The following is a 22,968-nucleotide window of genomic DNA, read 5'->3' on the forward strand; positions in this document are numbered from 1 at the left end:
TCGCTGATCCGGATTTTTTGTTTTATGCAGCAAGCGCTCCGTTACTGATTTTGACGTTCTTCAACATGTCGCTTACCAATTGTTGCAGACCGATTTGCGCTTGCCATCCCCAGTCTCTGCTGGCGGTGCTGTCATCCAGGCTCTGTGGCCAGGTTGCAGCGATCGCTTGGCGGCTGTCCGGGGCGTAGTGTATGTCAAAGCCTGGCAAATTTTGTTTGATTGCGAGGGCTAATTCCCGTGGATTAAAGCTTAAACCAGCGACATTGTAGGAAGAACGTATAGAAAGTTTGCCTGCAGGGGCATCCATCAGAGAAATCGTGGCACGGATCGCATCGGGCATGTAGATCATGGGCAGCGTTGTCTCTTCTTCGAGGAAGCATTCATAGCGCTCACCACGCAAGGCAGAATGGAAAATCGCAATTGCATAATCAGTGGTGCCACCGCCAGGAGGTGACTTGTAGCTGATGATGCCAGGGTAGCGAATACTGCGCACATCAACACCATACTTCTGGAAATAGTATTCGCACAGACGTTCACCCGCCAGTTTGCTGATGCCGTAGATCGTGCTTGGATCCATGACTGTATATTGCGGTGTATTGACGGCTGGTGTGTTCGGGCCGAATGCGGCAATCGACGATGGCCAGAAGACTTTCATTGGCTTACCCGCTTCGCCACGGATACGGGCGAGTTCCAGAATGTTTAGCAAGCCATCCATGTTCAGAGTCCAGGCTTTTAGCGGCGCCTGTTCTCCGGTCGCAGATAACAATGCGGCCAGTTGATAGACCTGACTTATTTGATATTGCTCAACGACATCGGCAAGGCGGGCTGGATTCAGCACGTCGATAACCTGATAGATCTTGGCGCCGTACAAGCTGTTTGGGCTGATATCGGCGGCAACGACATTGTCTGCGCCGTGCTGTGCTGCTAAGGCGTCAACTAGTTCGCTACCGATCTGGCCGTTGGCACCAATGACTAATATTTTTTCCATGTGATTTCCTGAGTACCTATGATTGAATTGGATTTACTTGATCAAGCCCAGTTCGCGACCCGCCTGGGCGAAGGCGGCGAGAGCGGTGTTCAGTTGTTCGGTGGTGTGTCCCGCAGACAATTGCACGCGCACACGGGCTTGCCCCATCGGTACCACTGGATAAAAGAAGCCAGTTACCAAAATGCCGAGTTCATATAGCCGAGCCGCAAATTGTTGGGCGATAGGCGCATCGAACAGCATCACAGGCACCACCGGATGTGTGCCAGGCTTGATCGTAAATCCGAGTGCAGCGATTTCTTTGCGGAAATGCGCTGTATTGGCATGCAAGCGGTCACGTAATTCGGTTGACGAGGACAATCGCTCCAACACGGCAAGTGATGCGCCGGCAATTGAGGGTGCCAGTGTGTTTGAAAATAAGTAGGGGCGGGATTTTTGACGCAGGGTATCGATCACTTCTTTACGCGCTGAAGTAAAGCCTCCCATTGCGCCGCCTAGTGCTTTGCCCAGCGTGCCTGTGATGATGTCGATACGGCCTAAGACATTGTGGTGTTCATGTGTGCCGCGACCAGTTGCACCCATGAAGCCCGATGCATGGCATTCATCAATCATTACCAGCGCATCGTATTTGTCCGCCAGATCGCAAATTTTATCGAGCTGGGCAATCGTTCCATCCATTGAAAATACCCCGTCGGTCACGATCACACGATGGCGCTTGCCGGCAGCTGCCTGTAATTGGACTTCCAGATCCGCCATATCGTTGTGTGCATAGCGGAAACGTGCTGCTTTACACAAACGGATACCATCAATGATCGAGGCGTGGTTTAGTGCGTCGGAAATAATCGCATCATTTTCATCGAACAAAGGTTCAAATACGCCGCCGTTTGCATCAAATGCCGCTGCATACAAAATAGTATCTTCTGTTCCCAAGAAGCTGGAGATTGCGCTTTCCAGCTGTTTATGTACTGTTTGCGTGCCGCAGATAAAGCGTACCGAGGACAGACCATAACCATATTGCTCTGTCGCCTTGATCGAGGCTTGTACCATCGCCTCATCGCCCGATAAGCCAAGATAGTTGTTTGCGCATAGATTAATCAGTTGGCGACCATCGTCGCAGGTCACTTCTGCACCTTGGCGGGAGGCAATCACACGCTCAGGTTTGTACAGTCCTTGCTGGCGCAGCGTGTCCAGATTCTGGCTCAGACCGCTAAAAAAATTTTGTTTTGACTGGGTAGTATCTGCGGTCGGTGTTGTTGTTGCTGTGCTTGTTGTGCTCATGGTCGCCTCCGGTGTAACTGAATAAAACATCCCAGCAGCGTTGCACTCTGGTAAGATGTTTTCAATCTATTGAAATATTCGATATGTAGAACTAAAGTTCGATATAGTGGATATTATCTGTGCTTATAAAACTATGCAAGTGGAAATATGAAAAAAAATCTGGCTAATACCCCGCCCGAAGTCGGTGCAACTCTGCAAAGAATGCGTCTGGATCGCAATCTGACGCTGGAGGATTTATCCCGTACCGCGGGAGTCTCAAAATCCATGCTGTCACAAATCGAGAGGGAAAAAGCCAACCCGACCATCGCCGTCGCATGGCGTCTGGCCAATGCCTTGGGTGTTGGTATTGCCGAGTTGCTATCGGCAGAGACACCGAAAGTCGATGTGATCCGCATGCTGGAGCCTCATGAGACGCCGACTTTGCCGGGTGAGCATGCCGGTTATGTACTAAAAATTCTCGGCCCTATGGAGCTGGCGGGTAAATATGAGTGGTATGAGCTCAGTCTGGCGCCGGGTGGTGCGCTGGTCTCAAACTCGCATGATCCGGGTGCTACTGAGCATTTAACCCTGTTGAACGGTAGTGTCGAGGTGGAGGTCGATGGCGTGAAGAAAAAACTCAAGGTCGGCGGCACGGCGCGTTATGAGGCAGATAAAAATCACGCGATACGCAATATAGGCAAGACCGAGGCAAAGGCTCTGATGGTTGTTATTCATCGCTAATGCTGGCTGATTGATGACTGCTATTGTAGATTCTGGTGCTGGGAAAAAAACGGCATCCAGTGATCATCAACCGCCTCCAACCTGATCTTGGATTGCGGATATTATTCTTATGTAATTTTTCTGATGTAAAGTGCGTTTGCACCGATTTTGTACCGACTTTGCACCGATAATAATATATTCCCCTTATTTTTTAACAAAATACCCTTTTGCCGCACTTTTTATAAGTGCCTTATAAAAATACTTCCTCCCTGTATATCTTGTTTGCCTTGTGGGTGCGATTGCCAGACTTATTTGCGTAGCGTCATCATGTATGTGGAAAAAAATCCTGATTAACCTTGCATGCAGTAAGGAAATGTTGCAAAACAATCTTGCTACAATTTAATGAATTGTCAAAAAGAATTTTTCATAAGACAATTCACTAGCATTTGATTAAATGCTCATGCTATTTGTTTGGCCATTTCCCCTTAATTATTCAAGCTTGATCAAGCTAAGGATGGAGTTATATGTCTCAATCTCAATATTCCTTGCTGGCAAAGGAACGCACCATTGCTGGTGAAGGTTTCAACCGCTGGCTGGTACCACCTGCCGCCCTTGCAATTCATCTATGTATTGGGATGGCGTATGGCTTCTCAGTATTCTGGTTGCCTTTGTCTAAAGCGATCGGTATTGACAAGCCGCTTGCCTGTGCTGCGGACATGGGCTTAATTGCCGAACTTTTTGCCAGCAACTGCGACTGGAAAATCTCCACGCTGAGCCTGATGTACACTTTGTTCTTCCTCTTCCTTGGTTCTTCTGCGGCCTTGTTTGGTGGCTGGCTGGAGCATGCAGGTCCGCGCAAAGCTGGTGTCGTCTCGGCGATCTGCTGGTGTAGTGGTCTGGTGATCTCTGCGCTCGGTGTGTACTCGCATCAAGCCTGGTTGCTATGGCTTGGTGGTGGTGTGATCGGTGGTATCGGCCTGGGTCTGGGATATATCTCGCCCGTGTCCACTTTGATTAAATGGTTCCCGGATCGTCGCGGTATGGCTACAGGCATGGCGATTATGGGTTTCGGCGGTGGCGCGATGATCGGCTCGCCTATGGCAGATTGGCTGATGCGTCATTTCGCTACACCGACCTCAGTCGGTGTATGGGAAACTTTCCTGGTCATGGCGGCAATCTACTTCGTCTTCATGATGGCAGGTGCCTTCGGCTATCGCGTACCGGCTTCCGGCTGGAAACCAGCGGGTTGGACACCACCTGTTGCGGCGAATAACGCCATGATCACCAGCAAGCATGTGCATTTGTCCAAAGCCTGGAAGACTAAGCAATTCTGGCTAATCTGGGGCGTGTTGTGCCTCAACGTGTCAGCCGGTATCGGTATTTTGGGAATGGCGTCACCTTTGCTGCAAGAAGTATTCGGCGGTAAATTGATCGGCCTTGATATTGGTTTCAATGACCTGACCGGCGATCAAAAGAAACAGATTGCGACCATTGCTGCGGCATTTACCGGTTTGCTGTCCTTGTTTAATATCGGCGGCCGCTTCTTCTGGGCATCGATCTCTGATTACATCGGTCGCAAAGGAACTTACTTTATTTTCCTGATGCTCGGTTTCATTTTGTATGTCTCCATTCCGACCGTGGCACATGCGGGCAGTCTGGCGTTGTTCGTACTGTTTTTCTGCATTATTTTGTCGATGTATGGCGGTGGTTTTGCGACCGTGCCTGCTTATCTCGCTGATATGTTCGGCTCACAAATGGTCGGTGCTATCCACGGTCGTCTGCTGACTGCCTGGTCAACTGCTGGTGTACTCGGTCCGATTCTGGTGACGTATATCCGTGAATATCAGCTGGCACATGGCGTACCAAAAGCCCAGGCCTATGACGTCACCATGTATATTCTGGCAGGGATGTTAGTGCTTGGGTTTATCTGTAATTTACTGGTCCGCCCGGTGAAGGACAGCGTCTTTATGACCGAAGAAGAGTTAGCCGCTGAGCGCAAGCTTGCCCATGATCGCAGCGTTGCAGCGACCACTGACAGTAACGGTGTGGTCGTTGCTGCTACGGTTAGCAGCCCGGTTACGGTCGTATTTGCTTGGGCAGCGGTAGGTATTCCGCTCTCAATTGGTATATGGATTACCTTGCAAAAAGCGATTGTCTTGTTCAAATAAGAGCAGACTAAGCAAAAAAAAAGATCGCCTCTGTGCGATCTTTTTTTCTGAGGTAGACTTATTCAGTTTTAATCAGTGTTAGTGAGTGCTAAGCAGTAATAAATAGCAGTAATTAAAGTATCTAAAGTAGCCGTAATTAGTAAATAGTAGTTAATAGTCGATGAATCTTTCTTTCCCCCTGTTTGTTTCTTCACTTGGTCTCTTCGTGTATATGTTCGGTTCGTTCGCTTAGTTCAATTGATCAATACATAGAGGATGTAAGAAACTGACTGGTTTGCAGTGTTGATGCTTGAGGTTGTTATGAATAAAAAAGTGGTTCAGGTCTATAACCGCCCGGCGGGTGGTTGGGGTGCGCTGAAAAGCGTTGCGCAACAAATTATCGAGCAGGGCATTCCTGGCAAAGGTGCAAAGACCCTGCTGTCTGCGAATCAGCCCGATGGTTTCGATTGTCCTGGCTGCGCTTGGCCTGATGCAGATCACACCTCGACTTTTGAATTTTGTGAAAACGGCGCCAAAGCAGTCGCTGCCGAATCGACCGCGCGTCGCGCAACACCGGATATCATCGCCGCGCACACCGTTAAAGAACTCACCACTCATAGCGATTACTGGCTAGAAGGTCTGGGGCGTATGACCCAGCCTATGCAATATGATCGCAGCAGCGACCGTTACCAGGCGATTTCCTGGGAGAGTGCGTTCAATTTGATCGCGACGCATTTAAATGCCTTGCCATCGCCGGACGATGCAATTTTTTACACCTCGGGGCGCACTAGTAATGAAGCGGCTTTCTTATACCAATTATTCGTGCGTGAATTCGGTACGAATAATTTCCCCGATTGCTCGAATATGTGTCACGAACCGTCGGGTTTCGCGATGCGTGAAGCGATCGGTGTCGGCAAAGGAACCGTGCTTTTATCGGATTTCCAGATTGCCGATGCAATTCTGATTTTTGGACAAAATCCCGGTACCAATCACCCGCGTATGCTGGGTGAATTGCGCGGCGCATCGAAGCGCGGCGCGGCGATTGTGTCGTTTAATCCGCTACGTGAACGTGGTCTGGAAAAATTCCAGAATCCGCAAGACATGACAGAAATGATCAGCGGGCAATCGACGGCGATTTCATCCGACTATTTTCAGTTGAAAATCGGTGGTGATCTGGCAACCGTCAAGGGCATGATTAAATGTGTGCTTGAAGCCGATGTTGCGGTGCAGGCTGCCGGTGCCAAGCGTATTATCGACGTCGAATTTATCGCTGAACATACTGCGAATTTTGATCAGTTTGCTGCGGAAGTATTGGCGGAGCCGTGGGATGTGATTGTGCGTGAATCTGGCCTGGAGCGTGCGCAGATTCAGCGTGCTGCCGATATCTATATGGCGGCCGGCAAAGTTATTGCCTGCTGGGGCATGGGTATTACGCAGCATAAGCATTCTGTCGCTACGATCCAGATGATCGTCAACCTGCTGCTCTTGCGTGGCAATATCGGTCGTCCCGGTGCCGGACCTTGCCCTGTGCGTGGTCACAGCAATGTTCAGGGTGATCGCACTATGGGCATTTATGAAAAACCGAATACGGCTTTCCTGGACAGGCTTGGACAGGTATTTGATTTTGTGCCACCACGGGAGCATGGTTATGACACCGTTGGCGCAATTCAGGCGATGCTGGATGCGCCAAATAAAGTCTTCTTCGCGCTCGGTGGTAACTTTGCCACGGCGACGCCTGATACAGAGCTCACGCACAAGGCTTTACAAAACTGCGCCCTGACCGTGCATGTGGCGACCAAGCTCAATCGCAGTCATCTGGTCTGCGGACGTGAAGCCCTGATTCTGCCGTGCCTTGGACGTACAGAAATTGATATTCAGGCTACCGGGCCGCAAGCGGTTAGTGTCGAAGATTCCATGAGCATGGTGCATTTGTCCTCAGGCATTAATGCGCCGGCCTCACCAGAGCTCTTGTCTGAGCCCATGATTGTTGCCAGACTGGCTGCCGCAACGCTGAAGGGACGCAGCAAAACCGACTGGATGTGGCTGGTTGCTGACTATGACCGTATCCGCGACAAGATTGCTGCTGTGTTCGATGATTTTGCCGACTTTAATACCCGCGTTAAAGTGCCGGGCGGATTTCATTTGCGCAATACTGCATCAGAGCGTTTGTGGAAAACGGCGACAAATAAAGCGAACTTTTATGCGCATGCGGTACCGACGGATTTGCCGATTCATCAGGCACGCGAGAGCCGCAGCTCGCCGGTATTTAATCTCGCGACGATGCGTTCGCATGATCAGTACAACACCACGATCTACGGTATGAATGATCGCTATCGCGGCGTATTTGGTGAGCGCAGAGTCTTGTTCATCAATAAGGACGATATGGCTGAGCTGGCGATGCAGGCTGGCGACTGGGTCGATATCGAGAGCTTGTGTGATGATAATGCGCGACGTCAGGTGAAACGCTTCATGCTTGTGGAATACAATATTCCGCGTGGTTGCCTGGCAGCGTATTTCCCCGAAACAAACGGCCTGGTTCCCTTGTCGAGTTTCGCTGATTACGCCCGTACACCGACCTCTAAATCGATTCCGGTCGTGATTACGTCCCACATAGAGGCAACTGTGCCAGCGATAGCAGTGCAATAGTTTCGGGTAAACAATGACAGAGGATGTACTAACAGATCGACTAGATCGACAGCCGAGCGCTAATCCGGTTGCCGATCTGGCTGATGTGTTGCTGGCAGAGCTGGCGACGCAGTCTGAACCTGTATCAATCGCACGTCTGAGTAAGAAGCTCCGTGCACGACATAGCAGCTTGTTGCGCTGTGTTGCCTATCTGGGTGACTACTGCATAGGCCAGCAACCAGGTCTGGGCTGGGTGCATGTCGAACAAGATGGCGACAGAACGATGCTGATATTGACTGAAAAAGGGCGTGCAGCATGCATCGCGACAAAATGACTCAACCCGATGAAATGGCGCGTGCCAGCCGTCGCTTGTCCATCGAACGACACAAATTTTCCACCAACATAAGCGAGCGTACCGATGATGCCATTGCGGAAGAAATTCCGGTAGCGCTGGTTTTTAATGGTGTTTCTCATGCCGTCATGATGGCAACGCCCATGGATCTGGAAGACTTCGCTATTGGCTTCAGTCTGGCAGAGCAAATCGTGGATCGGCCTGATCAGATTTACGATATTGAGTGCATACAAAGTGCACCGGCATTGGGTATAGAAGTACAGATTACGATTGCGTCCGATTGCTTCGTGCGTTTAAAAGATAAGCGACGCAGTTTGTCCGGTAAAACTGGCTGCGGCCTGTGCGGACTTGAGAGCCTGACGGCTCTGGATTTGGCCGCGCCATTCATTGTTCGTGATGTACAAGTCGGCAAACAGGCATTGGCAAAAGCTTTTGAAGAGTTGCAGTCTAAGCAACCCGTCAACGCGTTGACCGGTGCTTTACATGCGGCTGCATGGAGTGACTTACATGGCGAAATACAGATCGTCAGAGAAGACGTCGGCCGCCATAATGCACTCGATAAATTGATTGGTGCATTGACGGCTGATACTCGGCGTCAGTTCCGCGAACAATCAGCCACCTCGTTGATAGCGACATCACTTGCATCCCGGACCGGGTTTGCAGTCATGACGAGTCGTGCAAGCTACGAGCTGGTGCAAAAGGCGGCACGTGCCGGTATCGCGATACTCGCAACCATCTCAGCACCGACCACACTGGCAATCAGTATTGCCGAACGTGCGGGCATTTGCCTGATTGGCTTCGTCCGTGAAAAAGGTTTTGTCGTGTACAGCCACCCTGAGCGTCTGGCCGGATAGGGTGCGGGTTAAGATATAAATGAAGCTATTACTATCTGATAATATTTTCCAGGTACTTCATTCTGGTCAGATATTTACGTACAGCTGACTTTGCCATGAGTACAGCCAAAGGCGCAGAATCGCTCTAAACCGAGGTTTGACCAAATTTTCGCAGGCTGGAGCAGGGTAAGGGCGATATAATACAAAGAATATTCGTCCAACTCTTCCAATTTCGTCAGTCATCCTATGCAATACGCTTCAACTCGCGGATATGCCGCACACCCCAATTTTTCCGAAATACTTTTAGGTGGTCTGGCTCCTGATGGAGGCCTGTATTTGCCAACATCTTATCCGCAAGTGAGCGGCGAGGAACTCAATGTCTGGCGCACACTGTCCTATGCCGACCTGGCATTGGAAGTGCTCAAAAAATTTGCGACAGATATTCCCGTCGCTGATCTCAAAGCCATCACTGATAAAACCTACACTGCGGATGTCTACCGTAATGTCCGTGCGGGCGAGGATACTGCGCAAATCACGCCTTTGCGCGTTCTGGAAGACAAAGATGGCCGCAAACTGATATTACAAGCCCTGTCGAATGGCCCGACACTGGCCTTCAAAGACATGGCGATGCAATTGCTAGGTAATTTGTTTGAATACACCCTGACTAAGCATCAGGCCGAGCTCAACATTTTTGGTGCAACCTCCGGTGACACGGGTAGTGCCGCTGAATATGCGATGCGCGGCAAACAAGGTATCCGTGTTTTTATGCTGTCACCACATAAAAAAATGAGTGCCTTCCAGACTGCGCAAATGTTCAGTCTGCAAGATCCGAATATTATTAACATCGCTGTCGAAGGTGTGTTTGATGATTGTCAGGACATGGTCAAGGCCGTCTCCAATGATCTTGACTACAAAGCCCGTCAAAAAATCGGCACTGTTAATTCGATCAACTGGGCACGTGTTGTCGCGCAGGTGGTGTACTACTTCCGCGGATATTTGAGCGCGACTAGCAGCAATGATCAAAAGGTTTCGTTCACAGTGCCATCGGGTAATTTCGGTAACATCTGTGCCGGACATATCGCTCGCATGATGGGCCTGCCTATTGCCAAGCTCGTAGTAGCGACGAATGAAAATGATGTGCTGGATGAATTCTTCCGCACCGGCGTGTACCGCGTACGAAAATCAGCCGAGACCTGGCATACCACTAGCCCGTCGATGGATATTTCTAAGGCCTCCAATTTTGAACGCTTCATCCATGATCTGCTGGACGGCGACAGTGCCCGCGTGGCAGCCTTATTTCGCAAGGTAGAAACGGAAGGTGGTTTTGATTTATCCGGTAAGCCAGGCAGTGATGGCGATGAGTTTAATAAAATCGCCCGCTTCGGTTTTGAGTCCGGCAAATCTGTTCATGCTGATCGTTTGACGACGATACGTCAGGTTGAAAAAAATTACGGCATTACGGTTGATACGCATACGGCTGACGGTATCAAGGTTGCTATGGAGCGCATGGAGCAAGGTGTCCCGATGATCGTATTAGAAACCGCCTTGCCAGCAAAGTTTAATGAAACCATAAAAGAAGCGCTGGGACGAGACGCACAGCGTCCGGCTGGTTTTGAAAACATTGAAGCCTTGCCGCAACGATTCGAGGTAATGACGGCGGATGTCGAAAAAATGAAATCGTTTATCGCGAGTCACACTGGTTTGTAGAATAGCAGCGAGCCAGAATCTGAAAGCCGGACGTATTGAAAAATACTTCCGGTTTTTTATGAGAATTTAAAAAAATAGATATCAGGAGATGCACAATATCCGGTCTACACACAACGAATACTTTCGTTCGTTCATGTGAGCGCATAGCAATACACAATCATCCAGCATCACACACACGCATGCAGCAGAGAGTAGGGTGAGGGCGCTGGCAAGCACGTGCTCACGACCAAGGCGGAGAGAAAATTAGCTATTATGGGAGCGGGCAAGCTACGTCATGCGGACAGAGGTATTCTCAACGCCATCCCTCACTGCAGCATAACTACGCAACCATGCAACCATACAATCCCATCACTTTCCCGTACAACTCACTTTACGCATGGGGAAGTTAATACCCTTGTCCAGATCTTGCAAACGACCTTCGATCCGGCCCAGTAAATTGCCATTTTCCTGTAAATGGTAAATCACTCTTTGCGGAAATTCCGGACGCAGGTTTTCAAACACGACTTTTTGCTTATCGAGGGATAGCAGCAAAAAACTGGCTTCAGCCTTGCCGGATGGTTTTGCCGTAAAGATTAGTGCATTTTTTTCTTCGTGTATCCGCATATATTCATACGCGACGGTTTTTCCTCCGTGCACAGTGCGCGCCACACCAAACATGCTGCCGCCAGCCGGTGTCAGCCAGTGTTCTTCTGACCCGGCATCACCACCGGCCGCTTGCCAGCAACCGCTTAGCCAACTGACATCGTTGATGGTGCTCTGTGCATATAAGGGTAAAGGCAAAATGGTACCCAGCACACAAAGTAATTTTAGGAACCTGCGCATCCGAATCCCCCCTAATTTTTTATCCATGGTGCCAGAGCCTGACGCAATCCGGCTTCGCTATATCCATGCATTACTTCGCCGTCGATAACGATTAAAGGGACACCACCACCGCCAAGTTTTTTATGTCCCTGATAGCCTTCGGTGGTTTTCTCTGTATCCAGATCAGTATAGACAATGCCGTTCGCTTTAAAGAATTCACGTGCGGCAGCGCAATAGCCGCACCAGGTGGTGCCGTATAAAATCACGACCGGTTGTTGCATGGTTTGCTTGCCGTCAGCCGATTGCTGAGTAGTGGACTTGCTGCCAAACCTTCCCGCTGGCTTGAGCTGCCACAACACAGCACCGAGTAATGCTGCGATGAGCAGCCATTTCCAGACGGCAGAATTGTCTCTGTCTAGGCGATTCGTGCGCGCTGCCGGTTGCAGTAATTGAGGCCGGGTTGTGTCGCCCGCCTTGGTGTACGCGATCTGACATGAGGGACATTGCCATGCTGGGCAGGTGTCAGTCTCTTTGCGGATGTAGCTGCATTTGGGGCAAATTTGGGTCATGACAGGGTATCGATCAGAGTGCCAATAAAATGTCTCTTATGATAGCGCAAGATGCTGGCAAATTCTGCTGCTTCTCATGATCTGGAGCGATGCGAGCGCAACAAGACAGCAGTAAAAGCACAGCAAAATGGCAGCAAAAGAGAGCCAACGCTATTGGACTGTTGTCTGCATGTGACTACGACGCTTGTTGGGTGATATCCAGCTTTCTAGCGATATAGTCCCGGGGGCTCTGCATGCGCACTTCTCCAGACCCGGCGAAATTGTCTGACCGAGCCGAAGCCTGCCGCTTGCGCAACTTGCTCTATCGGCCAATTAGTCTGGGTTAACAATTTACTCGCCAGAGAGAGTCGCAGGCTACTGATGTAATCCTGCACAGAAATCTCTGCGTGGGATTTGAATAAGCGCGTCAGATGGCGGGTGCTGGTGCAGGCCAATTCTGCGAGCAACGGCAGGCTCCAGGCGAAATCCGGTTGTTTGATAATTGCATCCTGTACTTTGTGTACGATAGGGTGGATATGATTGCGATGCATGAGCCACGGCGATAATTGCGGATCTGATCCGGCGCGCCGCATGTACACAACCATATTCCTGGCAACGGCTATTGCTGTAAGCGGATCTGCAATGTCGTTGATCAGTTGTAGAGCCAGATCAATCCCGGCGGTCACGCCTGCACTGGTATTGATATTGTCATGTTGAACAAAAATACGGTTTTCCTCAACGCGGATAGAACTGTCGATCAGCGCCAGATCCTGGCAATGATCGTGGTGCGTCGTCGCCGTGTGACCCGCCAACAGTCCGGCATGCGCCGCCAGCAAAGCGCCAGAGCAGATGCATACTAGCCGGTGTGTCACGCTGACATGCTCACGCAGCCAGCATATACAAGCCTGTTCATGCGCTTCCTGGTACGGAAAATCCATACCAACCAAACCGGGCAATACCACGATCGCGTCTGTTTCTATCTGTTCTGGCAGCGGTAATAAAGAACTTAGCTGCAATCCTGTTGAGCAGATAATTTTGTCCATGGGACTGACAAATTTCAGTTCGAAACGAATTTCCTGCTGATAACGGTTCGCGAACAAAAAAGCATCCGCCGGACCCGCCAGATCAATCAACAAAGTATCTGGTAACAGCAAAAAATAAACAACCTGTGTACGCACGATCGTACAATCAACGGGTAAACAAAGTGCGGGCACGCTCCAGCAAGCGCGCACCAAACACATTAATCAGCAAACCGCACATGACGATCAGCGCACCGATGATTTGCAAAGGTCGCAGCGCCTCACCAAGCAAAACCCATGCAGCAGTCAGTCCAATCACCGGTACCATCAGGGTCAGCGGCGCCACCATATGGGTAGGCAGGCTGGACAATAAGCGCCCCCACAAGGTGTAACCAACTAGAGTCGCTGCCACGGCAAGATACACAATCGTCAACGCAGAAGGCAGACTCATGTTAACTAGGCTATGCATAATCACATCGCCGCCTTCAAAAATGAGTGACAGCAACAGAAATGGAATAATTGGAATTAGGGCACTCCATGACACCAGGCTCAGAACTGCAGTAGGACCAATTTTTTTATTAATCACGTTGCCACTTGCCCAGGAGAGTGCCGCACAAATCGTCAATGCAAAGCCTAACAAGCTCACTTGACTGGCAGAATTCGCAACGCTTGGAATGCTCGCACTGCCAAGCAAGACCAATCCCGCACTAGCAACCAGCATGCCAATCAGATTGCTGGCACGTAGCTTGTCGCCAAAGACAATCGCAGACAGGCCGACCGTAAAAAATGCCTGAGCCTGGAGCACTAGCGAAGCCAGTCCCGCCGGCATGCCGACCGCCATCGCCGAGAATAAAAAAGCAAACTGACCAAGGCTGATCGTCAATGCATATGCCGCCAATAATTTGAACGATACCTTAGGTCGCGGCAAAAACAAGATCGCAGGAAAAGCAACCAGCATAAAACGCAATGCTCCCATCAAAAATGGTGGAATGCCTTTCAAACCAATCTTAATTACGACAAAGTTCATCCCCCATAAAAACACGACAATCAGTGCCGTCAATAAATGACGCGTAGTAAGGACGTTTTTAGACATGAGAAGAGACTTGCAATAAAGTGAGTAGAGAGGACAGCAGAACCTGAGCTTACAACAAAACCATGAGTCAGGTCGCAGGCCTGTGCACACGTTCCTGTGAGGCCGGATAGCTTGTTAGTTTATTCGCCGGTCGAATCGGTCTGGCGACCAGATTCCCGCCGCAATTGGTGCAGATGCCCTTGTACACCTGATCAGCGCAGCTTGTGCAAAACGTGCACTCAAAAGTGCAGATACGCGCCATCTCAGAATCGGGAGGCAGATCACAATCGCAATGCTCACAGTTAGGTCGAAGTTGCAACATGATTATTTTGAAGGAAGGGTTGAAGGTGAGTTCAGAATATCACGCATATTCTTAAAAAACTGCCTAATCAGAGACCAATTGCGGACGTTTTAGGACATCCCTGTAAATGAATTTCGAGGGCGAGTGCGATCAGCGTTACTATGAGTGAGTGAACACGCAGATAAACCACTACATGATCTGCCAGATTTTCTCTCCTTCTGTTTGATGAACAAAATTAGCCATACCCGCCGCATGATATTCGCATGCACCTCAGACATCGTCTGATCACCCTATACAGAAAATAATTTCATGTTGATCGCCATTCAGTGAGCATCGTTCCCGCGGACGATGACTCACCATCCACTATGTCAGCCGGTTTTATCAATCATCTCGTTGAATATGGTTGGGCACGTCAGGCAATTTTCCTCGATGTTGACTTAACCCTGGCATTGGCAGCAGAGTGTCAGGGACTCAACGACCAAAAATTATTGCGCATTGCCAAGACGGGGCGTGCAACAAAGTCTGATATGCAGTTAAGTCCCCAAGCTAAAATACAAATCCAGGCAAAAATAGAAGCGCAACTCCGCAGCGATCAGATCAGTTGGTTGTCGGCGGGACAGTCATCGGCTTGTGATCAATATCTGCTGCGGATGGAATCATTGCGACAGCAATTGAACCGAGATCTATTCCTGAACCTGGACGACTACGAAAGTCATTTCGCTTTTTATGCGCCCGGTGCATTCTATGCGCAACACAAAGATCGCTTTCAAGACGATGATCGTCGCACGATATCCGTCATCATTTATCTGAATCAAGATTGGCACACAGAGCAGGGCGGCGCATTGCGCCTGCATCTCAGCGACTCAGAGTCCCTGGACATCGCACCCGAAGCGAGCAGTATGATTTTATTTTTGTCCGCCACCATGTTGCATGAAGTATTACCTGCGACCCGCGACAGATTGTCGTTGGCTGGGTGGTTTCGGAGGAGATAAGGTAACAGTAGATTTTCTAATTTGATATCATGAACATAAAAATTAGCGGTAATCCACCGTATTTACGTCCTTTTGAGCAATCAATTACGCGACACTATTGATTGGTGACATCTCTCTGCATTTGAATAAAAGCGTTCTCGCAGCTTGCATGAGGAGTTCCCGATGTAGGGTGAGTTTCGTTAGTGGCAACTGAGTAAATGCGACGTTGGATTATCGGTAATAAGTGCCAACTTTCAAACAAAGTGACGGTATACCCAGAGTCAGATGCGGCCATTCCCCAGTGATGGACTTCACATGTTAAAGATGTAGATATTCTTTGCACTTTGATCGGGGATTCCGCATAGTCGCCAACGATGAAAGACAGCCCAAGAGAATCAACCGTAGCCATTACATAGCCGATCACGATTGGCGTATTGGTGACAAAAAATGCTGCAGCTCGCACGAATTTGTTTTTGATGAGTTGGGTAGATGCGGCGATCAAGCAGTACGCGAAATATCCGAGGCCTAATGCGCTAAAATTAATGTAGCTAATTGTCGAACTGACTCCAATAGCGATTGCGAATGACAGCAGTACAAGACTGCCAACGCTAATGATAAGTGGTCGACGTAAGCTTTTATCGGGGTTTTTGCCTACAAGTCGAACAACCCAAAAGCATAGCGCCGGACAAAAGACTAAGCTACTCCAGATGATGACTAACGCAAACTGCATGTTCATGACACTTAACTTGTTTTAATATATTAAATAATAATTTAACAGAATGTCAGAATAGTAGCAATTAGTTCAATTTCGTTGTAACCCTTATCAAGCTCGGCTGTCCTTAGTTTTATTCATTAGTTACGCTGTTTGAAAGTACTGCACAACCATAGTTAAGTCTGATTCAGTGAAATTCTGAACTCTAATTCAGTATCAATTCCAAATGCATTTCGTACGAGACTTGTTGTCTGAATAACCGTGAAGCAAACCAAACCATGTTCTCCCACATCTCCATCGGCATTACAGATTTTCCCAGAGCCTTGACGTTTTATTCTGCGTTGATGGATACGCTGGATTTACGATTGAAATTCTGTGATCATGACAAATCCTGGGCGGGGTGGATGTCTCCGCTTGCCGCTCGTCCTTTGTTGGTAATCGGTCGGCCTTTTAACGGTGAGATTGCTACGGTGGGTAATGGGCAGATGGTGGCTTTGTTAGCGTCTGACCGGGCTGCGGTTGATCGCGCTTATCATGTGGCGCTGGCGTCTGGTGGGCGTTGCGAAGGGGCGCCGGGTTTGCGGCCTGAATATCATCCTGATTATTACGGCGCGTATTTTCGTGATCCTGATGGTAATAAAATTTGTGTCTGTTGCCATGGACCGTTGTAAGTATCTCGCTGGTTTTGCGCAGTCATGAGTAGCTGTATGTTCGTCATGACGGTGGCATTTTAAAAGACTGTTGGATGTTAAGCAGTCACTTAAATACCACTCATTCGTCAATGGACTGTCACTCGACAGTCACTAAGTAATTTCCGACATTGTGATTGTTTGCTATTGACAGCCAGAGGTATCGTCGCCTACATTAGTGGCATGTATCTCGCACAATCACAATCCCTACTAGCTCTATCGCACGGCGCCAGCACTTTGCTAGCGCTGCTGCTACTAGCTGCGCCACTACTAAGCGCTGCTCAGTAATTCTCCCTGCTGTTGCTGTATCTCCGGTGCTCAGGCACCACCTCCAAACAAAATAGTCTGACGTTGTAGAAAGCTGGCATATGCACTTTAAGTCCATACTCGTAACGCTCATCTCTGGCGATGTTATCGCTGTGATGATCTTTGCGCGTGCGCTAGCTCTACTACCACTACCGATCGGTTACCTGGCCTAGTGTTCTGTGGCCGTCAGGTAGCCTGGTGCCACAACCGATTCTCTCCCGATTCAAAATTCTCGCTTTATCCAATTATCCAATTATCCAATTACGATAATTGGCCCAATTTGACCCGCATTGACCATAACAGGACTCATCATGATGTTGACTAATCCAGCAGCGAAGTACCGCGCTTTTCCACCTGTGCAATTGACTAACCGTACCTGGCCAGACAAAGTCATTACCCATCCGCCGATCTGGATGAGTACTGATTTGCGCGATGGTAATCAGGCGCTGATCGAGCCGATGAGTCCTGAGAAAAAATTGCGATTCTTCGAGATGCTGGTGCAGATCGGCTTGAAAGAAATTGAAGTTGGCTTCCCCTCGGCATCCCAAACGGATTTTGATTTTGTGCGTAAGCTGATTGATGAAAACCGTATCCCTGATGATGTCACGATCATCGTGTTAACGCAGTCGCGTGATGAGTTGATCCGTCGCACCGTAGAGTCGGTTGTCGGTGCAAAACAGGCGATAGTGCATTTGTATAATTCGATTGCGCCAGCGTTCCGTCGCATTGTCTTTGGCATGTCGCGTGAAGAGATTAAAGCCATCGCCGTCAACGGTACCAAGCTTGTCAAAGAACTGGTCGCACAACATCCTGAGACTAAATGGGGTTTTGAATATTCGCCAGAATCCTTTAGCCTGACCGAACTTGATTTTTCAAAAAACGTCTGTGATGCCGTATCCGAAATCTGGCAGCCGACGCCGTATAACAAGATGATTTTTAACTTGCCATCGACGGTTGAGTCGAGCACGCCTAACGTGTATGCCGATCAGATCGAATGGATGCATCGCAAATTGGCACGTCGCGATTCCATCATCATCAGCGTACATCCGCACAATGATCGCGGCACAGCAGTCGCCTCGGCTGAGCTGGCCGTGATGGCTGGCGCGGATCGGGTTGAAGGCTGTTTGTTCGGTAATGGCGAGCGCACTGGCAATGTGGATCTGGTGACTTTGGCCTTGAATCTTTATACCCAGGGCGTGCATCCAGGACTCGATTTTTCTGATATCGACATGGTGCGTCAATGTGTGGAGGACTGTAATCAGTTGCCGGTGCACCCGCGCCATCCGTATGCCGGTGATCTGGTGTACACCGCGTTCTCCGGTTCACATCAGGATGCGATCAAAAAAGGGTTTGCCCAGCAAAAACCGGATGCACTGTGGGAAGTGCCTTACTTGCCTATCGATCCGGCGGATCTCGGACGCAGCTATGACGCGGTCATCCGTGTGAACAGCCAGTCAGGTAAGGGTGGCATGGCGTATTTGCTGGAGCAGGATTATGGGTTGTCATTGCCACGTCGCTTGCAGATTGAGTTCAGCCGTGCGGTACAGGTGGCGACCGATGCCAGCGGTAAGGAAATTGTCTCCAGCGATATTTATGCGATTTTTAAACAGCAATATCTTGATCAGCAGACCCCTTACGCTTATGTAGGTCATCGCATGAGCGAGGACACAGCGCAGGCCGAATCGGTTCAGATCGAGGTAGACATCACCCAAAACGGAAAACCGGCAACTCTGCGAGGTCACGGCAATGGCCCGATTGATGCGTTTGTCAATGCGCTAGGGTTGAATATCAAGCTCATGGACTATCACGAGCACGCGATCAGCTCTGGTGCAGACGCACAGGCGGCCTGCTATGTCGAATTGCGCGTTGATCAGGGGGCGACGCAATTCGGTGCTGCACTGGATGGCAACATCGTCCGCGCCTCATTCAAAGCCGTGATCAGCGCAGTGAATCGCAGCAAGGCAGCAATATCTGCGATTTCACAGAATTTGGCGCCAGTAGTTGATAATGCGGTGGCCGTAGCCTAAAACGATCATCTTGCGCATATCAGGGGTGATGCAATATCCCTGATTTGTCTATGGAAGATTTTTTCTGTAGTCGATAATGAACCCGCAATGCTGATGCGGCTTCCAGAGGTATTTCACTCCAGAAGCCGCACTAGTATTGCGGGTTCGATTATTGAGATCTTGAACTAGTCAAGATCCTGTTGGCCTGAACCATGCGGTTTGTCGCAGATTCTTTATTCATAACGCCATCAATGCAGTGAATGTTCGTTATGATGATTGATACCTCCCTCACTTGGCGGTCTATCATGCGCAGTTATCCTTACCGGTTATTGAATGTATTTGCAGAGGCGACATTCGGTGGCAATCCTCTATGTGTTTTTGAACATGCCGATGGCTTAAGTGATGCAGAGATGCAGGCGCTGGCTCTGCAATTTAATTTATCCGAGACGGTTTTTATTCTTCCATCCGATCAGGCGACTGCACGGATGCGTATCTTTACGACCGGTGCGGAAATGCCGTTTGCAGGGCATCCGACTTTGGGTACGGCGTATGTCGTCAATGAGCTGGTGGCGCAATCTCAAGCACAGTCGGGTGGGCAGTCAGATGCACCTAATCACGTCACGCTCGAATGCAAGGCAGGCATTGTCGCTGCCGCGTTGGCGCAAGACATCTGGACCTTTGTCGCGCCGACTAAGGCCGCGTCGCAAATCCTGTCGTGTGAACTCTCATGTCAGCAAGTGGCGACTATTTTTGGCTTGGATGAATCAGATTTGCTGTGTGAACCTTTGTGGGTGAATACCGGGACAGACCAGTTGCTGATTGCTCTTAACAGCGTCGATGCCGTGCAACGCGCTCAGCCAGATGGCGCGCAGCTGGAACACTGGCCGCCAAACAGCATGGGACGACGGGTCGCCTATCTGTTTGCCTTTGATGCTGCTGCCCAGGGTGATGCCAGACGCCAGCAAATCCGTTCGCGATATTTCTTTGTCAAACCAGGCGGTGGCGTCAACGAGGATCCGGGTACCGGTTCTGCCTGCGCCAATCTGGGTGGCTGGTGGATCGCAACCGAGCGGGATTTGCCCGCAAGTCTGGCGATTTCTCAAGGTGCGCAAGTGCTCCGGCCTAGCCATCTTTATCTCGATATCAATGCAGAGCGCCAGATCAAGGTCGGCGGTAAAGTGCGTGAGATCGGGCGTGGCGTGATTCAATTACCATAGGCTGTGGGCAATGCTGGTTGCATGGTCGATATTCCCGAAAAACGTCCGTAATAGCAGACGGTGAAGCAAGCCTGCGTTCTGCAAGCGAGCCAAGCTGGGCGCAGGAAGGCTGCATCAGCAAAGCCTGAGATCGTTATACAATCTGGTTCATCCAATATTGATTGCTTTCAGTGCTTTTTGAGATTGCCAGAGCTGTTATCGATCCGTTCACTGATCTATTTATTGATCTAATTATTGATCTATTTACCGATTTTTTATGACGACAAAAAAACCGATGTTGAGTGTGGCTGAGGCGCTGGATTTTTTATTGCGTGCTGCCAAACCGATTACCGAGACGCAACTTATACCGACCTTGTCGGCAAATGGTCGGGTACTGGCGCAAGCGCAGTTATCCCAGTTGCATGTGCCTCCGATGGATAATACGCAAATGGACGGTTACGCCGTGCGTGCCGCTGATTGCGTCAGCGGGCAGGCGCGATTGCGTGTGTCGCAGCGAGTACCGGCCGGGCACATCGGTGATCCGCTGGAGCCTGGCACCGCAGCACGGATTTTTACCGGTGCGATGATTCCTGCCGGAGCCGATGCGGTCGTGATGCAAGAGCAATGTAGCGTTGACGGCGACATGGTGACGATTTCTCATACACCGACAAGCGGCGAGTGGATACGCCGTCAGGGCGAAGATATCCGTGCCGGAGCCACTATTTTGACGGCAGGTACACGCTTGCGGGCGCAGGAGTTAGGGCTGGCGGCATCAGTCGGCCTGGCGCAATTGCCAGTGTTGCGTAAGCTGAAAGTGGCCGTGTTCTTTACCGGTGACGAGTTGGCGATGCCGGGCGAAGCTTTAAAGCCAGGCGCGATCTACAACTCGAATCGTTTTACCCTGACCGGTTTGCTGGACAACATCGGATGTGACATCACCGATTACGGCATCGTGCCGGATCAGTTGCAAGCGACACGCGATACCTTGCGTATGGCGGCAAAATCGCATGACCTGATCATCACCTCCGGCGGCGTATCGGTCGGCGAAGAAGATCATATCAAGCCCGCAGTCGAAGCCGAAGGGCGACTCAATATGTGGCAGATCGCGGTCAAGCCCGGCAAGCCTCTGGCGTTCGGTGAGGTTGTGAGTAGTGGTGTGACCGGCGATGTAAGTGGCGATGTAAGTGGTGATGTGGGCAGCAATCATGCTGCTTTCTTCCTCGGCTTGCCCGGCAATCCTGTGTCTAGCTTCGTGACCTTTTTATTGTTTGTGCGTCCGTTTATTCTGGCCTTACAAGGGGTGCCCGACGTGACGCCACAGGCGTATACAATGCGCGCTGATTTTGCCTGGACAAAACCGGATCGTCGCAATGAATTTTTACGCGTCAAAATCAACGCCAGTGGCGGCCTTGATCTGTTCGCCAATCAAAGCTCTGCTGTGCTGACTTCTACCGTATGGGGTGATGGCATGGTCGATGTAGCGCCAGGCCAGGTGATTGCACCGGGAGATCTGGTGCGCTTTATTCCGTTTGCTAGCCTCATGTCCTGATGTCTTGATTGTTGTAGTTCACTTCTCCCTTATGAAAATTCACTTACGTTTTTTTGCCAGTATCCGCGAGAAGCTGGCGACTTCTGAAGAGCTGGTCAGCTTGCCGGATACGGTCCTGACCGTCGGCGATGTGCGTCACTGGCTGGTTGCGCGCGGCGGCGTCTGGGCAGAGGCGCTTGCTGAAGGACGTGCCTTGCGCATGGCCTGCAATCAGCAGATGACAGATGTAGCGACGTTGATTGAGGATGGCTGCGAAGTCGCGTTTTTCCCTCCTGTGACGGGTGGTTAAACGTCATGGCCGTCTTTGTACAAACTGAAGATTTTGATGTCAGCACCCAGCTGGCAAAAATGCGCGCTGGTAAGCCGGCGATCGGTGCGGTGGTGAGTTTTGTTGGCCTCGTGCGCGACCTTAATGATGATCTGGATGTGCAGGCAATGGAGCTGGAGCATTATCCTGGCATGACCGAAAAATCTCTGGACGATATCGTGCAGCAGGCAGGGCAGCGCTGGCAATTGCTCGATGCGCTGGTGATTCATCGGGTTGGCATACTGCAGCCGCTCGATCAGATCGTTCTGGTTGCCGTCGCGTCGGCACATCGTGGAGAAGCGTTCGCCGCCTGTGAGTTCATCATGGACTACTTAAAGACGCAAGCGCCGTTCTGGAAAAAAGAACAAACATCCCAAGGTGCGCGCTGGGTCGATGCGCGGGAGACCGATGATCATGCGCTTAATAAATGGCAGCTCGGCGGCACGATTTCAACAAATGTGGGTAAGGAGTCAGCATGAGCGGATTAGGATTTATTGCTGTAGGTGTCGGTGCCGCATTCGGTGCGTGGCTGCGCTGGGCATTGGGAATCTGGTTCAATAGTGTCGCATTGCAAGTGCAAGTTGGCACCTTGATTGCGAATCTTGGCGGCGGTTATCTGATCGGCATCTGCGTCGCCTTTTTTGCTGCGAATCCGCATCTGTCACCCGAGTGGCGCTTGCTTGCTGTGACGGGTTTTTTGGGTGGCTTAACGACATTCTCGACTTTCTCCGCAGAGGCCATGGGACTGTTACAGCGCGGTGATTATGGCTGGGCGCTGGCGCATAGCGGCCTGCATCTGATCGGATCAATCGCGTTTTGTTTTGCAGGTTTTGCGACCTGGCGCGCGTTGTCTGCATCGTAAAAG

Annotated in this window: 22 protein-coding genes; 14 read left to right on the forward strand and 8 right to left on the reverse strand. The window is 50.3% G+C overall.

Annotation, left to right across the window (positions count from 1 at the left end; all coding sequences use genetic code 11):
• Positions 1–22 precede the first annotated feature (22 nt).
• Positions 23–988: an NAD-dependent epimerase/dehydratase family protein gene (locus ACO0LE_RS08670; protein WP_422959997.1), complete on the reverse strand. Its 966-nt coding sequence runs from the start codon at positions 986–988 to the stop codon at positions 23–25.
• Positions 989–1,021: 33 nt separating this feature from the next.
• Entirely contained in the window at positions 1,022–2,263 is a 1,242-nt protein-coding gene (gene kbl / locus ACO0LE_RS08675; RefSeq protein ID WP_422959998.1) for a glycine C-acetyltransferase, read from the reverse strand.
• A gap of 147 nt (positions 2,264–2,410) precedes the next feature.
• On the opposite strand from kbl, the gene ACO0LE_RS08680 reads away from it, so the two are divergent.
• From ACO0LE_RS08680 to thrC, 6 genes are all read left to right on the forward strand, one after another.
• Positions 2,411–2,983 carry a helix-turn-helix domain-containing protein gene (locus ACO0LE_RS08680; protein ID WP_422959999.1) on the forward strand — a complete coding sequence of 191 codons (573 nt, stop codon included), beginning with the start codon at positions 2,411–2,413 and terminating at the stop codon, positions 2,981–2,983.
• 503 nt (positions 2,984–3,486) lie between these two features.
• On the forward strand, positions 3,487–5,130 hold the full coding sequence (locus ACO0LE_RS08685) for an OFA family MFS transporter (RefSeq protein WP_422960000.1): 1,644 nt from the start codon (positions 3,487–3,489) through the stop codon (positions 5,128–5,130).
• Between the two features lie 300 nt (positions 5,131–5,430).
• Complete coding sequence (locus ACO0LE_RS08690) at positions 5,431–7,755, forward strand: FdhF/YdeP family oxidoreductase (protein ID WP_422960001.1); 2,325 nt, start codon at positions 5,431–5,433, stop codon at positions 7,753–7,755.
• Positions 7,756–7,768: 13 nt separating this feature from the next.
• Positions 7,769–8,068, forward strand: coding sequence for a hypothetical protein (locus ACO0LE_RS08695; RefSeq protein WP_422960002.1), 300 nt, complete (start codon positions 7,769–7,771; stop codon positions 8,066–8,068).
• A complete protein-coding gene (gene fdhD / locus ACO0LE_RS08700) occupies positions 8,050–8,940 on the forward strand; it encodes a formate dehydrogenase accessory sulfurtransferase FdhD (protein WP_422960003.1) in 891 nt (296 codons plus the stop codon). Before ACO0LE_RS08695 ends, fdhD begins: the two co-directional genes overlap by 19 nt.
• A 225-nt stretch (positions 8,941–9,165) precedes the next feature.
• A complete protein-coding gene (gene thrC, locus ACO0LE_RS08705) occupies positions 9,166–10,626 on the forward strand; it encodes a threonine synthase (RefSeq protein ID WP_422960004.1) in 1,461 nt (486 codons plus the stop codon).
• A 348-nt stretch (positions 10,627–10,974) separates the two neighbouring features.
• Here thrC and ACO0LE_RS08710 read toward each other — a convergent pair whose 3' ends face one another.
• The 5 genes from ACO0LE_RS08710 to ACO0LE_RS08730 all read right to left on the reverse strand — a co-directional run bounded on the left by ACO0LE_RS08710 (position 10,975) and on the right by ACO0LE_RS08730 (position 14,388).
• A complete protein-coding gene (locus ACO0LE_RS08710) occupies positions 10,975–11,448 on the reverse strand; it encodes a DUF6265 family protein (protein WP_422960005.1) in 474 nt (157 codons plus the stop codon).
• A gap of 11 nt (positions 11,449–11,459) precedes the next feature.
• The gene (locus ACO0LE_RS08715) at positions 11,460–11,996 is read right to left on the reverse strand and encodes a glutaredoxin family protein (protein ID WP_422960006.1); all 537 of its coding nucleotides are present in this window, start codon (positions 11,994–11,996) and stop codon (positions 11,460–11,462) included.
• A 206-nt stretch (positions 11,997–12,202) separates the two neighbouring features.
• Complete coding sequence (locus ACO0LE_RS08720; RefSeq protein ID WP_422960007.1) at positions 12,203–13,153, reverse strand: GlxA family transcriptional regulator; 951 nt, start codon at positions 13,151–13,153, stop codon at positions 12,203–12,205.
• 10 nt (positions 13,154–13,163) lie between these two features.
• Complete coding sequence (locus ACO0LE_RS08725; protein ID WP_422960008.1) at positions 13,164–14,087, reverse strand: EamA family transporter; 924 nt, start codon at positions 14,085–14,087, stop codon at positions 13,164–13,166.
• A gap of 67 nt (positions 14,088–14,154) precedes the next feature.
• Positions 14,155–14,388, reverse strand: coding sequence for a DUF1272 domain-containing protein (locus ACO0LE_RS08730; RefSeq protein WP_422960009.1), 234 nt, complete (start codon positions 14,386–14,388; stop codon positions 14,155–14,157).
• Between the two features lie 344 nt (positions 14,389–14,732).
• Here ACO0LE_RS08730 and ACO0LE_RS08735 point away from each other — a divergent pair, with 344 nt between their 5' ends.
• Positions 14,733–15,359: a 2OG-Fe(II) oxygenase gene (locus tag ACO0LE_RS08735; protein WP_422960010.1), complete on the forward strand. Its 627-nt coding sequence runs from the start codon at positions 14,733–14,735 to the stop codon at positions 15,357–15,359.
• A gap of 94 nt (positions 15,360–15,453) precedes the next feature.
• Here ACO0LE_RS08735 and ACO0LE_RS08740 read toward each other — a convergent pair whose 3' ends face one another.
• Positions 15,454–16,074, reverse strand: coding sequence for a hypothetical protein (locus tag ACO0LE_RS08740; RefSeq protein WP_422960011.1), 621 nt, complete (start codon positions 16,072–16,074; stop codon positions 15,454–15,456).
• 254 nt (positions 16,075–16,328) lie between these two features.
• On the opposite strand from ACO0LE_RS08740, the gene ACO0LE_RS08745 reads away from it, so the two are divergent.
• From ACO0LE_RS08745 to crcB, 7 genes are all read left to right on the forward strand, one after another.
• A complete protein-coding gene (locus ACO0LE_RS08745; protein WP_422960012.1) occupies positions 16,329–16,721 on the forward strand; it encodes a VOC family protein in 393 nt (130 codons plus the stop codon).
• A 635-nt stretch (positions 16,722–17,356) separates the two neighbouring features.
• A complete protein-coding gene (leuA, locus tag ACO0LE_RS08750; RefSeq protein ID WP_422960013.1) occupies positions 17,357–19,072 on the forward strand; it encodes a 2-isopropylmalate synthase in 1,716 nt (571 codons plus the stop codon).
• Between the two features lie 284 nt (positions 19,073–19,356).
• The gene (locus ACO0LE_RS08755; protein WP_422960014.1) at positions 19,357–20,268 is read left to right on the forward strand and encodes a PhzF family phenazine biosynthesis protein; all 912 of its coding nucleotides are present in this window, start codon (positions 19,357–19,359) and stop codon (positions 20,266–20,268) included.
• Between the two features lie 256 nt (positions 20,269–20,524).
• Positions 20,525–21,796, forward strand: a complete 1,272-nt coding sequence (gene glp / locus ACO0LE_RS08760; protein WP_422960015.1) for a gephyrin-like molybdotransferase Glp — start codon at positions 20,525–20,527, stop codon at positions 21,794–21,796.
• Between the two features lie 31 nt (positions 21,797–21,827).
• A complete protein-coding gene (gene moaD / locus ACO0LE_RS08765) occupies positions 21,828–22,085 on the forward strand; it encodes a molybdopterin converting factor subunit 1 (protein ID WP_422960016.1) in 258 nt (85 codons plus the stop codon).
• Between the two features lie 5 nt (positions 22,086–22,090).
• Positions 22,091–22,582, forward strand: coding sequence for a molybdopterin synthase catalytic subunit MoaE (moaE, locus tag ACO0LE_RS08770; RefSeq protein WP_422960017.1), 492 nt, complete (start codon positions 22,091–22,093; stop codon positions 22,580–22,582).
• Positions 22,579–22,965, forward strand: coding sequence for a fluoride efflux transporter CrcB (gene crcB, locus ACO0LE_RS08775; protein WP_422960018.1), 387 nt, complete (start codon positions 22,579–22,581; stop codon positions 22,963–22,965). The genes moaE and crcB overlap by 4 nt, the downstream gene beginning before the upstream one ends.
• Positions 22,966–22,968: the final 3 nt, after the last annotated feature.

The organism is Undibacterium sp. Xuan67W, from assembly GCF_049340165.1.
Classification (GTDB): Bacteria; Pseudomonadota; Gammaproteobacteria; order Burkholderiales; family Burkholderiaceae_D; genus Undibacterium.

Bases quoted from the DNA above. Each gene is read 5' to 3' on its own strand.
- ACO0LE_RS08670 (WP_422959997.1), bottom strand. From the start codon at position 988: ATGGAAAAAATATTAGTCATTGGTGCCAACGGCCAGATCGGTAGCGAA.
- kbl (WP_422959998.1), bottom strand. From the start codon at position 2,263: ATGAGCACAACAAGCACAGCAACAACAACACCGACCGCAGATACTACC.
- ACO0LE_RS08680 (WP_422959999.1), top strand. From the start codon at position 2,411: ATGAAAAAAAATCTGGCTAATACCCCGCCCGAAGTCGGTGCAACTCTG.
- ACO0LE_RS08685 (WP_422960000.1), top strand. From the start codon at position 3,487: ATGTCTCAATCTCAATATTCCTTGCTGGCAAAGGAACGCACCATTGCT.
- ACO0LE_RS08690 (WP_422960001.1), top strand. From the start codon at position 5,431: ATGAATAAAAAAGTGGTTCAGGTCTATAACCGCCCGGCGGGTGGTTGG.
- ACO0LE_RS08695 (WP_422960002.1), top strand. From the start codon at position 7,769: ATGACAGAGGATGTACTAACAGATCGACTAGATCGACAGCCGAGCGCT.
- fdhD (WP_422960003.1), top strand. From the start codon at position 8,050: ATGCATCGCGACAAAATGACTCAACCCGATGAAATGGCGCGTGCCAGC.
- thrC (WP_422960004.1), top strand. From the start codon at position 9,166: ATGCAATACGCTTCAACTCGCGGATATGCCGCACACCCCAATTTTTCC.
- ACO0LE_RS08710 (WP_422960005.1), bottom strand. From the start codon at position 11,448: ATGCGCAGGTTCCTAAAATTACTTTGTGTGCTGGGTACCATTTTGCCT.
- ACO0LE_RS08715 (WP_422960006.1), bottom strand. From the start codon at position 11,996: ATGACCCAAATTTGCCCCAAATGCAGCTACATCCGCAAAGAGACTGAC.
- ACO0LE_RS08725 (WP_422960008.1), bottom strand. From the start codon at position 14,087: ATGTCTAAAAACGTCCTTACTACGCGTCATTTATTGACGGCACTGATT.
- ACO0LE_RS08730 (WP_422960009.1), bottom strand. From the start codon at position 14,388: ATGTTGCAACTTCGACCTAACTGTGAGCATTGCGATTGTGATCTGCCT.
- ACO0LE_RS08735 (WP_422960010.1), top strand. From the start codon at position 14,733: ATGTCAGCCGGTTTTATCAATCATCTCGTTGAATATGGTTGGGCACGT.
- ACO0LE_RS08740 (WP_422960011.1), bottom strand. From the start codon at position 16,074: ATGAACATGCAGTTTGCGTTAGTCATCATCTGGAGTAGCTTAGTCTTT.
- ACO0LE_RS08745 (WP_422960012.1), top strand. From the start codon at position 16,329: ATGTTCTCCCACATCTCCATCGGCATTACAGATTTTCCCAGAGCCTTG.
- leuA (WP_422960013.1), top strand. From the start codon at position 17,357: ATGATGTTGACTAATCCAGCAGCGAAGTACCGCGCTTTTCCACCTGTG.
- ACO0LE_RS08755 (WP_422960014.1), top strand. From the start codon at position 19,357: ATGCGCAGTTATCCTTACCGGTTATTGAATGTATTTGCAGAGGCGACA.
- glp (WP_422960015.1), top strand. From the start codon at position 20,525: ATGACGACAAAAAAACCGATGTTGAGTGTGGCTGAGGCGCTGGATTTT.
- moaD (WP_422960016.1), top strand. From the start codon at position 21,828: ATGAAAATTCACTTACGTTTTTTTGCCAGTATCCGCGAGAAGCTGGCG.
- moaE (WP_422960017.1), top strand. From the start codon at position 22,091: ATGGCCGTCTTTGTACAAACTGAAGATTTTGATGTCAGCACCCAGCTG.
- crcB (WP_422960018.1), top strand. From the start codon at position 22,579: ATGAGCGGATTAGGATTTATTGCTGTAGGTGTCGGTGCCGCATTCGGT.